This window comes from Pseudomonas sp. Pseusp18, assembly GCF_059506005.1.
In genome coordinates, this window is sequence record NZ_CP169240.1 from 5,182,170 (window position 1) to 5,195,850 (window position 13,681).

Here is a 13,681-nt window from a genome sequence, read left to right on the forward strand (position 1 = left end):
CTCCTTCAGGCAGTCAACGCAAAATGTTCAGCCACCGCTCGCTCGACCCAGGTATGGGCCTGACCGAGGTAATGGGCGGGGTCCAGCAGATGATCGAGTTCAGTGTCCGACAACTCGGCGGTCACTTGCGGCTCGTCGCCGAGTACCGCGCGCAGATGACGTTGCTCGGCCACGGCGCGCTTGCAGCATTGCTCCAGCAGATGGTGCGCGGTGTCGCGACCGACCCGTTGCGCCAGGACGATGCTCACGGCTTCGGCGAGCACCAGGCCCTGGGTCAGGTCGAGGTTGCGGGTCATGCGCATCGCGTCCACTTCCAGTCCGTCGGCCACCAACAGCGCTTGCTGCAGGCTGCCCGACACCAAGCAGCAGATCTCCGGCAGGGTTTCCCATTCGGCATGCCACAGGCCCAGGCTACGTTCGTGTTCCTGGGGCATCGCGCTGAACAAAGTCGAAAGCAAACCCGGCACCCGCGTCGCCGCACTGATCAGTACCGCCGCGCCCACCGGGTTGCGTTTGTGCGGCATGGTCGAGGAACCGCCCTTGCCCGGCGCCGACGGTTCGAACACTTCGCCAGCTTCGGTCTGCATCAACAGGCTGATGTCGCGGCCGAGTTTGCCGAGGCTACCGGCGATCAAGCCCAGCACTGCGCCGAACTCCACCAGACGATCACGCTGGGTGTGCCAGGGTTGTTCCGGCAAGGTCAGTTGCAGCTCCGCGGCCAAGACTTCGGCAATCGGCATCGCCTGCTCACCAAGGGCCGCGAGGGTGCCGGAGGCGCCACCGAATTGCAGCACCAGCAGGCGCGGTTTGAGTTCCAGCAAACGCTGGCGGCTGCGGGTCACCGCGCCCAGCCAACCGGCGATCTTCATGCCAAGGGTGACCGGTGTCGCGTGTTGCAACCAGGTGCGTCCGGCCAGCGGCGTGGCGACGTATCGCTTGGCCTGGGTCGCGAGGGTTTCCCCCAGCTGCGCCAGATCAGCTTCGATCAGCTCCAGCGCGCGGCGCAATTGCAACACCAGGCCAGTGTCCATCACGTCCTGGCTGGTCGCGCCCAGATGCACGTAGCGCTCGGCTTCAGCATCGCTTTTGGCGATCTGCTTGCCCAGCGCCTTGACCAACGGAATCGCCGAATTGCCCGCCGTGGCAATTGCCTCGCCGAGAGCGGCGAAGTCGTAATGCTCGGCCTTACAGGCCGCTTCGATAGACGCGACAGCCGCTTGCGGAATCAGGCCCACCCGCGCCTCGGCCCGGGCCAGTGCGGCTTCGAAATCCAGCATGGCCTGAACCCGGCCCTGATCGCAGAACACCCCACGCATATCGCGTGCCGTGAAGTAGGCATCGAACAATTGATTGCCCGGTCGCTGATTCATAAACAGTCCTTGCAGGCGAGGGCCAGTGAGGCCCCCGCATAAAGATCAAAGGTCGTTTTCCAAATACTTCGGCTGTTTCGGCAGACGCAGGCTGAACAGGAACGCCACCGCCATCATCACCGTCACGTACCAGTAGAACGAGTTTTCCATGCCTCCGGCTTTAAGGCTCAGGGCTACATATTCCGCCGAACCGCCGAAGATCGCGTTGGCCACCGCATACGCCAGGCCTACGCCCAAGGCGCGCACTTCTGGCGGGAACATTTCGGCTTTCACCAGACCGCTGATCGAGGTGTAGAAACTGACGATCGCCAGCGCCACGGTAATCAGCACAAAGGCCAGGAATGGATTGCTGACACTTTTCAGGCTCAGCAGGATCGGTACGGTGCACAGCGTGCCGAGAGCGCCGAACCAGAGCATCGAATTGCGCCGGCCGATCTTGTCGGCGAGCATGCCGAAGAACGGCTGCATGCACATGTAAAGGAACAGCGCGCCGGTCATGATGTAGCTGGCGGTTTTGGCGTGCATGCCGGCGGTGTTCACCAGGTATTTCTGCATGTACGTGGTGAAGGTGTAGAAAATCAGCGAACCGCCGGCGGTGTAACCCAGCACGGTGATGAAGGCGGCCTTATGATCGCGGAACAGCGCACCGATGCTGCCGGCGTCTTTATTTTCACGCATTTCCTTGCTGCTGGTTTCCTTGAGCGCACGACGCAGGAACAACGAAATCAACGCCGCCGCCGCACCGACCACGAACGGAATCCGCCAGCCGTAGGCACGCAATTCATCCTCGTTGAGGAACTGCTGCAGGATCACCACCAGCGACACCGCCAGCAACTGTCCGCCAATCAGCGTCACGTACTGGAACGACGCAAAGAACCCACGCTGGCCCTTGAGGGCGACTTCGCTCATGTAAGTCGCGGTGGTGCCGTATTCGCCGCCCACCGACAAGCCCTGCAGCAAGCGCGCGAACAACAGCAGGATCGGCGCCCAGACACCGATACTGTTGTAGGTCGGCAGGCAAGCGATGAGCAGCGAGCCGAAGCACATCATCAGAATCGAGATCAGCATCGAGTTCTTGCGCCCGTGCTTGTCCGCCAGCCGACCGAAGATCCAGCCGCCGATGGGGCGCATCAGGAACCCGGCGGCAAACACGCCCGCGGTGTTGACCAACTGCACCGTGGGGTTATCGGACGGAAAAAAGGCCGGGGCAAAGTAGATCGCACAGAAGGCGTAGACGTAGAAGTCGAACCACTCGACCAGGTTGCCGGACGAGGCGCCGACAATCGCAAAGATTCTTTTGCTGCGTTCTTCACCGGTGTAGACAGCTGTGGAGGTTGTCATTGTTTTTTCACTCTGTGGGGACCGTGAGAGTCTAGACATATTTCGCAATAGTCCCGTTCCGCAGATGGATGCATAACCTGAGAGCAATGCAATCTCTGTGGCGAGGGAGCTTGCTCCCGCTCGGCTGCGAAGCAGTCGTAAAACCGGTTGGCGCGGTTTGCCTGATACATCATGTCAGCCGGGTTTGGGCTTTCTTAGCAAGCCAGCGGGAGCAAGCTCCCTCGCCAGAGCAACGATCACTCAGTAATCGAAGAACACCGTCTCCGCATCCGTCCCCTGCAGAATCACATTCCACTGATAAACACCCGCAGCATCCTGCTTCGCCAACAAGGTGCCACGACGCTCGGCGGGCACGCATTCGAGCAGTGGGTCCGCCACGTTGGCTGGCTCACCATCAAAGTAAATCCGCGTCAGCAAGTGTTTCACCAACCCGCGAGCAAACACCAGCACCACCAGGTGCGGCGCCTGGGTCGTGCCCTTCAGGCCTTCCACGGTGCCCGGCTTGATCGTGGTAAAGCGAAAGCGCCCTTGCGCATCCACCGGCACCCGGCCAAACCCTTCGAAGTTCGGGTCCAGGGGTTTGTCCTGATCGTCTTCGGGGTGGTCGTACTTGCCAGCGGCGTTGGCTTGCCAGACTTCGAGCATGGCGTCGTTGACGAAGTCACCATTGCCGTCGACGACTTGCCCGGTGATCGCCACACGCTCGCCGAGGGTCTGTTCAACGGTCAGGTCTTCACGGTTCAGCCAGGTCAGGCCGATGTGGTAGTACGGTCCGACGGTGTGGGACGTGGTCGCGTTCAGCGTCATCTTATTTCTCCATCGGCGTGGCGTCGCGGCCGCGCAAAACGATGTCCCAACGATAAGCGAGGGCATAGGACGGGATGGTTTTTTCCAGATCGAAACTGGCGATCAAACGCTCTTTGGCGCTGGTATCGGGCACGCAGTTGTAGATCGGGTCGTAAGCCAGCAACGGGTCGCCCGGGAAATACATCTGGGTCACCAGGCGCGTCAGAATGCTCGGCCCGAACAGGGAGAAATGGATGTGCGCCGGACGCCAGGCATTGTGGTGGTTACCCCACGGGTAGGCGCCAGGCTTGATGGTCTGGAACTGGTACCAGCCATCGGCGTCGGTCACGGTGCGGCCGGTGCCGGTGAAGTTCGGGTCCATCGGTGCGTCGTGCAGATCGCGGGCATGGTTGTAACGACCGGCGGCGTTGGCCTGCCAGATCTCCACCAGAATGCCCGGCACCGGCAGACCGTCTTCATCCAGCACACGGCCGTGGATGATGATCCGTTCACCCAATGGCTCGCCCGAGTGCTGGGCGGTCAGGTCGTTGTCCCGCTCCTGAATACGCTCGGCGCCGATGGTCGGGCCGGTGATTTCCGACAGCGAATGAGGCAAAAACACCAACGGCTTGGACGGCGAGCGAAGGTTGGTGGATTGATAAGGAGGGTGCAGGTATTCCGGCTGAGTGCCCGCCTGCGGGCGACGGTAACCTGGTTTGTCAGTCATTGCGCTTTCCTCAATTCTTATTAGTCGCTTCTGTGCGTCAGACCCGTTCGATCGCCAGGGCCAGGCCCTGACCGACACCGACACACATGGTCGCCAAGCCTTTCTTGCCGCCCGTCTTTTCCAGTTGATGCAGTGCAGTCAGTACCAGACGCGCACCGCTCATGCCCAGCGGATGGCCCAAGGCAATGGCGCCACCGTTCGGGTTGACCTGGGCCGCGTCATCCGCCAGTCCCAGTTCACGCAGCACCGCCAGACCCTGGCTGGCGAAGGCTTCGTTGAGTTCGATCACGTCGAAATCGTTGACCGCCAGGCCCAGGCGCTCAGTCAATTTACGCACCGCCGGCACCGGGCCGATACCCATCACCCGTGGTGCGACGCCGGCGCTGGCCATGCCGAGCACTTTGGCGCGGGCGGTCAGGCCGTGTTTTTTCACGGCTTCGGCCGAAGCCAGGATCAGCGCTGCAGCACCGTCGTTCACACCGGAGGCATTGCCGGCGGTGACGGTTTTGTCGGGGCCGTTGACCGGTTTGAGTTTGGCCAGGGTCTCGAGTGTGGTATCGGCGCGAGGATGTTCGTCCTGGCTGACCACTGTTTCACCCTTCTTGTGGGCAATGCGCACTTCAACGATTTCTTCGGCGAAAAATCCTGCGGCTTGCGCGGCGGCTGTCCGTTGCTGACTGCGCAGTGCGAAAGCGTCCTGATCCTCGCGGGAAACCTGGTAATCGTCGGCCACGTTATCGGCGGTTTGCGGCATTGCATCGACGCCGTACTGGGCTTTCATCAGCGGGTTGATGAATCGCCAGCCGATGGTGGTGTCTTCCAGCTTCATGTTGCGCGAAAACGCCGCGTCCGCCTTGCCCATCACGAATGGCGCGCGGGACATCGATTCGACGCCACCGGCAATCGCCAACTCCATCTCACCGCTGGCGATGGCCCGAAACGCAGTGCCGATAGCGTCCATGCCCGAAGCGCAGAGGCGATTGAGGGTGACGCCAGGAATGGTTTCCGGCAGCCCCGCCAGCAGCAACGCCATGCGTGCCACGTTGCGGTTGTCTTCGCCGGCCTGGTTGGCGCAGCCGAGGAACACCTCGTCCACCGCGTTCCAGTCCACCGACGGGTTGCGCGCCATCAGCGCCTTGATCGGCACGGCGGCCAGGTCATCGGCGCGAACCGCCGACAGGCCACCGCCGAAACGGCCGATGGGGGTACGAATCGCGTCACAGATATAAACGTCACGCATCAGGCTTCTCCGGGTGCTTGGCCGTGGGCCGCCGCAGTGCGGGCTTCCAGATCTCGCAGCGCGGTCAGCTCGACCTCGGTTGGCTCGGCAGTGTTTTCAACCGTGTCGGCAAAACGAATCGGCCAACCGGTGGCCGCGATCACTTGCTCGCGGGTCACGCCTGGGTGCAGCGCGGTGACCACGAATTCATGGGTGCCGGCTTCCGGTTCCATGATGCACAGGTCGGTAATAATGCCGACAGGACCGGCGCCTGGCAGGCCGAGACGTCTGCGCGAATCACCGCCCTCGCCGTGGCCGACCGAGGTAATGAAGTCGAGCTTGTCGACGAACGAACGCGCCGACTGCTTGAGGATGATCAGCACGCTCTTGGCGGAACCGGCGATCTCCGGCGCGCCACCTGCACCCGGCAGGCGAACTTTCGGCTGATGGTAGTCGCCGACCACCGTGGTGTTGATGTTGCCGAAGCGATCGACTTGCGCGGCGCCGAGGAAGCCGACGTCAATGCGCCCGCCCTGCAGCCAGTAGCGAAAAATCTCACCGGTCGGGACGACGGTGTCGGCGGTTTCCGCCAGCTCACCGTCACCGATCGACAATGGCAATACGCTTGGCTTGGCACCGATCGGACCCGATTCGTAGATCAGGACTACATCGGGCGAGGACGTCAGTCGCGCCAGGTTGGCGGCTTTCGACGGCAGGCCGATACCAACGAAGCACACCGAACCGTTTTTCAGGCGGCGGGCGGCGGCGACGGTCATCATTTCATTGGTGGTGTAAGTCATTACTTGGCCTCCGAAGCAGCGGCCAGCTTGGCCTGGAACTCGCTGAAGTCAGCGCAGCCGTGGATGTACTCGTTGATCCACGCGGTGAAGGTTTCACGGTCGCGGGCAATCGGGTCCCAGGCCTGGTAGAAGCGGTTGTCACGCTCGGTGTAACCGTGGGCGTAGGACGGATGCGCGCCGCCCGGTACGTGGCAGACCGCGCTCAGAGCCCAGGTCGGCAGCACGCAAGCGTTCATCGGTGCATTGAGATCGTCGACGATTTCTTCGACGGTGACGATGCAGCGTTTGGCCGCCAGCGCCGCTTCTTTCTGCACCCCGAGAATGCCCCAGAGCAGCACGTTGCCTTGACGGTCGGCTTTCTGCGCGTGAATCACGGTGATGTCCGGACGCACCGACGGCACCGCCGCCAGCACTTCGCCGGTGAACGGGCACGTGACGGTCTTGATCAGCGGGTTGACCTTCGGCAGGTCGGAACCGGCGTAGGCACGCAGCACCGCGAACGGTAAGCCCGAAGCGCCCGCGACGTAGGCATTGGCCAGGTCGGCGTGGCTGTGCTCTTCGATTTCCAGCGCATGCGGCCACTGTCGCTCGACTGCGTCACGCAGACGGTGCAGCGAACCGACGCCGGGGTTGCCGCCCCAGGAGAAAATCAGTTTGCGAGCACAACCGGCACCGATCAACTGGTCGTAGATCAAGTCGGGCGTCATCCGCACCAGGGTCAGGTCTTTCTTGCCCTGACGAATGATTTCGTGACCAGCCGCCGTAGGAATCAGGTGAGTGAAGCCTTCGAGCGCGACGGTATCGCCGTCGTTGACGAACTGCTTCACCGCGTCATGCAGCGAAAGGATTTCAGCCATGGGGCAGGCTCCCGTTTATTATTAACCGACAGTGTGGGAAAAAGGCGCCGATGCGCAGCGCCGGAATGACTGAAGATTAAGCCCCTGAAATGACCCAAACAATCCGATAATCGACTGAGTGTTCGTTTATCGAACAGATTGTTACCTCACTATCGTTCTCTGTCGCCTGCAAAAAGATCGCAGCCTGCGGCAGCTCCTACGGGTGTTCGCTTTCCTTTGTAGGAGCTGCCGCAGGCTGCGATCTTTTCTGCTACCCCGCTATCTCAAACCTGATCAGGTCGCATCCGCATGGCTGACCATGCCCTTGATCACCACCGCCGTGGTCGCCAACGCGGCCGGAATCACCAGCGCCGTCAGCACCTGTTCGAAGTTCCAGCCCAGGCCCAGCAACGTCGCGCCCATCCACGCCCCCAGAATCGCGCCGAAGCGGCCAATCCCAAGCATCCACGACACACCGGTCGCCCGCCCTTGCGTCGGGTAAAAACGCGCCGCCAGCGACGGCATTGCCGATTGCGCGCCGTTGACACACATCCCGGCCACCAGCACCAGGGTCGCCAGCACGGCGATGTTGCCCAGGCTCTGCCCTACCGCGTAGGCAAACACTCCGGCCAACAGGTAGAAAGTGCCGATGACCTTGTGCGGATTGAACCGGTCCATCGCCCAACCCACGCCCACTGCGCTCAACACCCCACCCAGCTGGAACAGCGCACCAATGAATGCGGCCTGCTCCATGCTCGCGCCGCTGTCACGCATCAGCGTCGGCAACCAACTGGTCAGCAGATAAACAATCACCAGCCCCATGAAGTACGTCAGCCACAGCAACAATGTGCCGGTGCTGTAAGTGCCGGAGAAGATCACCGCGAACACATTGCGTGCCTTCACGGTTTTCTGTTCCGGCACGCTGAAGCTCGAAGCCTGGGCCACCACCGCTGGGTCGATCGGTGCCAGGGCCTTGCGCACTTTGTCGGTACCGCGATTGCGCACCACCAGATAGCGCGCCGATTCAGGCAACCACAACAGCAAAACGACGGTGAGTATCAGCGGCAGAATCCCGCCGATCATCAACAGGCTGTGCCAGCCGAAGGCCGGGATCAGTTTGGCCGAGATGAACCCGCCCCCGGCCATACCGAGGTTGAAGCCGCAGAACATGCTGGTCACCAGCAGGGATTTCTTGCGTTCCGGGGTGTATTCGGACAGCAGCGTGGTCGCGTTCGGCATGCCGGCGCCCAGGCCCAGGCCGGTGAGGAAACGCAGCACCAGCAGTTGATCGACATTAGTGCTGTAAGCCGATGCCAGGCTGAACGCACCGAACAACAACACCGCGCCTACCAGTACGACTTTTCGCCCGAAGCGGTCAGCCAACGGCCCGGAACCCAAGGCGCCAAAGACCATGCCGATCAGTGCCGCACTCATCACCGGGCCGAGGCTGGCGCGATCGATGCCCCAGTCCTGGGACAATGCCGGCGCGATAAACCCCATGGCCGCGGTGTCGAGGCCATCGAGGAAGACAATCAGGAAACACAGGATCACCACCCGCCATTGGTAGCGCGAAATGGGTTGAGCGTTGATGAAGGACTGCACGTCGAGGCAGTTCCCTACAGCAGACTGAGGCTGGTTCATTATTTTTATTCCACGCAAAGAACGCAGTCGAACAAGTGCCAGCCGAGGCTGACGCTGTCACAAGAAAAGAAGGTCGGGATCAGGCGATCCGGTTTCGGCAGCTAAGCCGGTGGGAACAGCGACAGTGGGGAAACGTGCACATGACGATGCCTCTTCTCATTATTATTGGGTCGTCGTCCGGCAACCGGCCGAGGGCCAGCAGCGCCGGATGACGCTGCCGCGACATTAATGATCCGAGAGAAACAGCGTCAATTCGATAAACGCGACTCTGTGCGTTTATCGAACAGCTTAGGCGAAGAGCTTAGGCGAACAGCTGCGCACTCAAGTCGCGGCTGGCACTCAACAAACCTGGCAGGAAACGTTGCTCCAACTCGCTGCGGCTGACCCGGCCGGCATGGGTGCTGACGTTCAGCGCCGCCACTACCTGGCCAGAAGCGTCATACACCGGCACGGCAATCGATCGCAGGCCCTGCTCCAGTTCCTGATCGACGATGCACCAGCCTTGTCGCCGTACTTCTTGAAGGCATTCGAGCAAGGCTTCGGGGGTATGCAGGGTGCGACTGGTCTTGGCTTGCAAGTCTGCATGGTCGAGGTATTCGCGCAGCGACGTGTCGTCCAGCGCGGCGAGCAGAATCCGGCCCATGGAGGTGCAATAGGCCGGCAAGCGCCCACCCACCGAGAGGTCGACAGAAATCAGCCGCTGGGTAGTCGCCGAGCGCGCAATGTACAAAATGTCATCGCCCTCCAGCGTGGCCATGTTGCAGGCCTCGTGCAATTGCTCGCTCATGCGGTCCAGGTACGGCTGAGCAGACACCGCCAGTGGAGTCGACGACAGATAGGCATGGCCCAGGGTCAAGACTTTGGGCAGCAGCGAATAGGTGCGCCCGTCGGTGGTGGCGTAGCCGAGCTTGATCAGGGTATGCAGGCAACGTCGCACAGCGGCGCGGGGAATTTCCGTACGGTGGCTGATCTGTGCAATGGTCAGGTGCCGCTTGCGCTCCTGGAACGCTTGCACCACCGCCAGGCCACGGGCCAGGGAAGTCATGAAATCCGGGTCACCGGTCAGGGCCTGGATTCGCTTGGCGGGCGAGGCGACGATCGGCGGCGCCACTGAAGCGAAGGAATTGCGCATTTGATCGTTCATATCAGGTTCCCCACTCGGATCAGCGACTATTACAAGCGGCCCCGGTCTGACACACAAGCCAGCGGCCGCCAGGATTGGGCGATTATCGAACCACAGGCCGATAATCGCAATCGTGCTGCGTACATTCAGCCATCCTGCTTTCACTCACCCACAATACGGTTGTTATTTTCGGTCACTGGTTTAAAGGAGAACGATGTAATAATTTGTCCGGCTTAATGGCGCCAGAAAGTCACCACTGCAACTGGCATCAGTCCACCGTAGTTACCGGCAAGTTGCGAGCAACAAAACAATCACACATGAGGAACTACTTTTAACTGCCAAGAGATAGTGTTCTTCGAATCGACCGCTATAATGCATTTCAGAGGCGACCGGTTTTTTGTACCGATTCCGCCCGCCGGCAGCGCGATATCCATCGCCGCTGTCCGCAGCAAGCGCTTGACGCTCATTTAATATGTTCCGCCAACGCGCTCGCTGAAACAGGAGACTGATGCTGCGTCAGCTGTTTTGCTCTGGTGCCGTGGCCGCCTGCAACATTGAAGTATTGATTGTGCCGTGGGAACGATGTCGTATCAGGCATTGTCCTTTCGACGAGCATGGTCAATAGATCGATGCAGCGCGTTTCACCAGAATTAATCTCAACTCAATCAGGTAGCACTGTGACGAAAGACGAACTGCGCGCGGAACTTGAGCGCCAGGAACAACGTTACAAGGAAGTTTACGGCGGGGAAGTCACCACCTACGCCGCTCAGCCCGAACCCGAACGCAAACCCTGGCGTAAACGCGCCACCGTTCAGGATCAGGCCTTCACCCAGGAATTGCAGAAGATGGAAAAGGAACTCAAAGCCGAAGAGCCATGACCGCCTCGACTTGAATCCTTTCAAGAGCCTGCGTCTGCACCCGTTAAAAGCGGGTTGTATCGATGGTGCTTTTCGCGCCCGCTACAAGCGGGCAGCGGCTTCCTCATCCATTCGATGAGGCAAACGGCTCTTGCCTGACCTTCTTCTCAGATATTTCACACAAGCGTTCAAGCCTCTCGTCCCAACGAGAGAAACCCTTGTGGCAGCTGCCTTTCCAAGCGAATTCAATGACTTGTAGGCCCCTGAAAAACCCTGGGATTCAGGGGATTGCCACCTACTAATTCATTGAAGAATGTAACCGATGAGCAGCAAGTGCATCGATTATCAGTCTTTTCTGGCATAATCGCGCCCCCTTACGAACGGGTCAGAAAACCTTCATGATCGATTTATTCAGCGGACTGGATGCTTGGGTGCTTGTGAGCCTCTTGCTCGCCCTGGCCTTTGTCCTCGCCTTCGAGTTCATCAACGGCTTTCATGACACCGCAAACGCGGTGGCCACTGTTATCTACACCAAAGCCATGCCGCCTCATCTGGCGGTGTTCTTTTCCGGTGTGTTCAACTTCCTCGGCGTGCTGCTGGGCGGTGTGGGGGTGGCGTATGCCATCGTCCATCTGCTGCCGGTAGAACTGTTGATCAATGTGAACACCGGTCACGGGCTGGCCATGGTGTTCTCGTTACTCGCCGCCGCCATCACCTGGAACCTGGGCACCTGGTACTTCGGTATCCCGGCCTCCAGCTCCCATACGCTGATCGGTTCGATCCTCGGTGTCGGCCTGGCCAACGCCCTGATCAACGACATTCCGTTGGCCGACGGCGTGAACTGGCAGAAAGCGATCGACATCGGCGCGTCCCTGGTGTTCTCGCCGATGGCCGGCTTCCTTGTTGCCGCCCTGGTGCTGATCGGCCTTAAATGGTGGCGTCCGCTGTCCAAGATGCACAAGACACCGGAACAGCGCCGCAAGATCGACGACAAGAAACACCCGCCGTTCTGGAACCGTCTGGTACTGGTGATTTCGGCGATGGCGGTCAGCTTCGTGCACGGCTCGAACGATGGCCAGAAAGGTATCGGCCTGATCATGCTGGTGCTGATCGGTATCGTCCCGGCGCAATTCGTACTCGACCTGGGCAGCACCACCTACCAGATCGAACGGACGCGCGATGCAACCCTGCACCTGAGCCAGTTCTACAAGCGCAATGCCGATACGCTGGGTGATTTCCTGGCCCTGGGCAAAAGCGTGGAAGGTGATCTGCCGGAGAAATTCCGTTGCAACCCGCAACAGACCGAACCGACCATCGCCGCCCTGCTCGACACCCTCAAGGGTGTAGCCGACTACCACTCGCTGCCGGCGGAAAGCCGCATCGAAGTGCGTCGTTACCTGCTCTGCCTGGACGACACGGCTAAGAAAGTCAGCAAGCTGCCTGGCCTCGCTGCCCGTGAAAAGGCTGACCTGGACAAACTGCGCAAGGACCTGACCACCACCACTGAATACGCCCCGTTCTGGGTGATTCTGGCGGTCGCACTGGCCCTCGGCCTGGGTACCATGGTCGGCTGGAAGCGCGTGGTACTGACCATCGGCGAGAAAATCGGCAAGCAAGGCATGACCTATGCCCAAGGCATGTCGGCGCAGATCACCACGGCGAGCATGATCGGCCTGGCCAACATCTTCAGCCTGCCCGTCTCCACTACCCACGTCCTGTCCTCAGGCGTGGCCGGCACCATGGTCGCGAACAAAAGCGGCCTGCAAGGCGGCACCGTCAAAACCATCCTGCTGGCCTGGGTCCTGACCCTGCCAGCCACCGTAGGCCTGTCGGCCGGCCTGTTCTGGCTGGCCTCCAAGGCACTGGGTAGCTGATACACCGCTACTGAAAAAGGCGCGTTCCGTGAGGTTCGCGCCTTTTTTATTGCCCGCATTTCGGTATTAGATCGTTCCCACACTCTGCGTGGGAATGCAGCCCGGGACGCTCCGCGTCCCTTTCGATCGCACAAAAAAAAAAGGGCGACCGAAGTCGCCCAAAATGCCTTGCGTGCTCATTGCTCCAGAAAGAACTACGGTTTTCTCCGCTTATGCGAATCCTTCCAGATAAAAAATCCAAACCCTGCAAAAAACAGAACCATGAGGCCGACTGTCAGCACTCCGGCGATCACCACGTTATCGAAAAACATGACTGGCCTCCTGGACTTGCCCTGTTGCGATGGGGCTAAGTTAACCAATCGGGCAGGAGAGAAAATTGACCGGGATCAATGCCGCCCGAGACTGGGCGTAAAGGAAGGGAAATAACTGACCTGCATCAACGGATGCAGGGTGTTTCAACGCTTTTTCGGTTTGTTCTTCGGCTTTTTCTTCGCTTTACCCAACGGCATGGCCTGCTCAAATGCCTGGCGCACTTCGTTCAGGCGCTTTTCATTTAGGTCATGAACCCGTTTGGCACGTTCAGAATTGAGGTCGATCAGCTTGTCATCTTGGCTCATGGCGTTCAGTGCATCGCTTGGAAATGAATTCAGCTGCCGGCTAAAGGCGACAGGATTGCGCCAATAATGCGGTCTGGCGCGGGCGCTGACCAGTCTCCGACACTTCAGATCTCAATATCGACCCACAACCCCTGACGTGGCTGATTCTCCATCAACGGCACCACCGGCACGGTATTGTCGGCATTGAGCTCATTACCGGGGATCGCCAGATGCTCTTCAGGATCCTCATCGGCCTCGCGACGGCGCCGCTCCCGTTCCTGTTGCCGACGCTGCTCCTCGCGCAGCTGCAGGCCCGCCTCTTCCGGGTCGCGGTTTTGCAGGTCGATCGTGCTTTCATTGGAGCTTTCCTGCACCGGCACCACGGGGGGAATATCCGGGCGCTGGCGGATCGGATCCTGCTGTGAAGTGATCGGCACGGCGCTCAAGGGGAGCATCGGTGGCAGCATATTATTAGTCTCCTGTCAGCAGGCTGTCGGCTGCGGGGATGGCG

The 13,681-nt window shown here is 60.3% G+C and carries 15 protein-coding genes; 2 read left to right on the forward strand and 13 right to left on the reverse strand.

The window, feature by feature from the left end:
* Positions 1-5: 5 nt before the first annotated feature.
* The 10 genes from ACEN9A_RS23170 to ACEN9A_RS23215 all read right to left on the reverse strand — a co-directional run bounded on the left by ACEN9A_RS23170 (position 6) and on the right by ACEN9A_RS23215 (position 10,310).
* Positions 6-1,370 (reverse strand): 3-carboxy-cis,cis-muconate cycloisomerase, encoded by a 1,365-nt coding sequence (locus tag ACEN9A_RS23170; RefSeq protein ID WP_258670940.1) that lies wholly within the window; start codon positions 1,368-1,370, stop codon positions 6-8.
* Positions 1,371-1,415: 45 nt separating this feature from the next.
* The gene (locus ACEN9A_RS23175) at positions 1,416-2,711 is read right to left on the reverse strand and encodes an MFS family transporter (protein WP_019580913.1); all 1,296 of its coding nucleotides are present in this window, start codon (positions 2,709-2,711) and stop codon (positions 1,416-1,418) included.
* 240 nt (positions 2,712-2,951) lie between these two features.
* Positions 2,952-3,518 carry a protocatechuate 3,4-dioxygenase subunit alpha gene (gene pcaG / locus ACEN9A_RS23180; protein ID WP_018926873.1) on the reverse strand — a complete coding sequence of 189 codons (567 nt, stop codon included), beginning with the start codon at positions 3,516-3,518 and terminating at the stop codon, positions 2,952-2,954.
* 1 nt (position 3,519) lies between these two features.
* Positions 3,520-4,224 carry a protocatechuate 3,4-dioxygenase subunit beta gene (gene pcaH, locus ACEN9A_RS23185; protein ID WP_111455066.1) on the reverse strand — a complete coding sequence of 235 codons (705 nt, stop codon included), beginning with the start codon at positions 4,222-4,224 and terminating at the stop codon, positions 3,520-3,522.
* A gap of 37 nt (positions 4,225-4,261) precedes the next feature.
* Positions 4,262-5,467 carry a 3-oxoadipyl-CoA thiolase gene (gene pcaF, locus ACEN9A_RS23190; RefSeq protein ID WP_172901227.1) on the reverse strand — a complete coding sequence of 402 codons (1,206 nt, stop codon included), beginning with the start codon at positions 5,465-5,467 and terminating at the stop codon, positions 4,262-4,264.
* Complete coding sequence (locus ACEN9A_RS23195) at positions 5,464-6,243, reverse strand: CoA-transferase subunit beta (RefSeq protein ID WP_258670943.1); 780 nt, start codon at positions 6,241-6,243, stop codon at positions 5,464-5,466. The genes pcaF and ACEN9A_RS23195 overlap by 4 nt, the downstream gene beginning before the upstream one ends.
* Positions 6,243-7,100, reverse strand: coding sequence for a CoA transferase subunit A (locus tag ACEN9A_RS23200; protein ID WP_018926877.1), 858 nt, complete (start codon positions 7,098-7,100; stop codon positions 6,243-6,245). The genes ACEN9A_RS23195 and ACEN9A_RS23200 overlap by 1 nt, the downstream gene beginning before the upstream one ends.
* A gap of 273 nt (positions 7,101-7,373) precedes the next feature.
* Positions 7,374-8,720 (reverse strand): 4-hydroxybenzoate transporter PcaK, encoded by a 1,347-nt coding sequence (gene pcaK, locus ACEN9A_RS23205; RefSeq protein ID WP_019580917.1) that lies wholly within the window; start codon positions 8,718-8,720, stop codon positions 7,374-7,376.
* 301 nt (positions 8,721-9,021) lie between these two features.
* On the reverse strand, positions 9,022-9,864 hold the full coding sequence (pcaR, locus tag ACEN9A_RS23210) for a pca regulon transcriptional regulator PcaR (RefSeq protein ID WP_007935836.1): 843 nt from the start codon (positions 9,862-9,864) through the stop codon (positions 9,022-9,024).
* A 290-nt stretch (positions 9,865-10,154) separates the two neighbouring features.
* Positions 10,155-10,310, reverse strand: a complete 156-nt coding sequence (locus tag ACEN9A_RS23215) for a hypothetical protein (protein ID WP_413388309.1) — start codon at positions 10,308-10,310, stop codon at positions 10,155-10,157.
* Between the two features lie 210 nt (positions 10,311-10,520).
* Between ACEN9A_RS23215 and ACEN9A_RS23220 the strand changes: the two genes are divergently transcribed.
* Positions 10,521-10,721, forward strand: a complete 201-nt coding sequence (locus ACEN9A_RS23220) for a hypothetical protein (protein ID WP_007935837.1) — start codon at positions 10,521-10,523, stop codon at positions 10,719-10,721.
* Positions 10,722-11,098: 377 nt separating this feature from the next.
* Entirely contained in the window at positions 11,099-12,574 is a 1,476-nt protein-coding gene (locus ACEN9A_RS23225; RefSeq protein WP_028939255.1) for an inorganic phosphate transporter, read from the forward strand.
* Positions 12,575-12,768: 194 nt separating this feature from the next.
* On the opposite strand, the gene ccoM is transcribed toward ACEN9A_RS23225, so the two are convergent.
* The 3 genes from ccoM to ACEN9A_RS23240 all read right to left on the reverse strand — a co-directional run bounded on the left by ccoM (position 12,769) and on the right by ACEN9A_RS23240 (position 13,637).
* Positions 12,769-12,885: a cytochrome c oxidase subunit CcoM gene (ccoM, locus tag ACEN9A_RS23230; protein WP_018926882.1), complete on the reverse strand. Its 117-nt coding sequence runs from the start codon at positions 12,883-12,885 to the stop codon at positions 12,769-12,771.
* Between the two features lie 144 nt (positions 12,886-13,029).
* Entirely contained in the window at positions 13,030-13,191 is a 162-nt protein-coding gene (locus ACEN9A_RS23235; RefSeq protein ID WP_007935839.1) for a hypothetical protein, read from the reverse strand.
* 104 nt (positions 13,192-13,295) lie between these two features.
* Complete coding sequence (locus ACEN9A_RS23240) at positions 13,296-13,637, reverse strand: aspartate-semialdehyde dehydrogenase (protein ID WP_138866218.1); 342 nt, start codon at positions 13,635-13,637, stop codon at positions 13,296-13,298.
* Positions 13,638-13,681 lie beyond the last annotated feature (44 nt).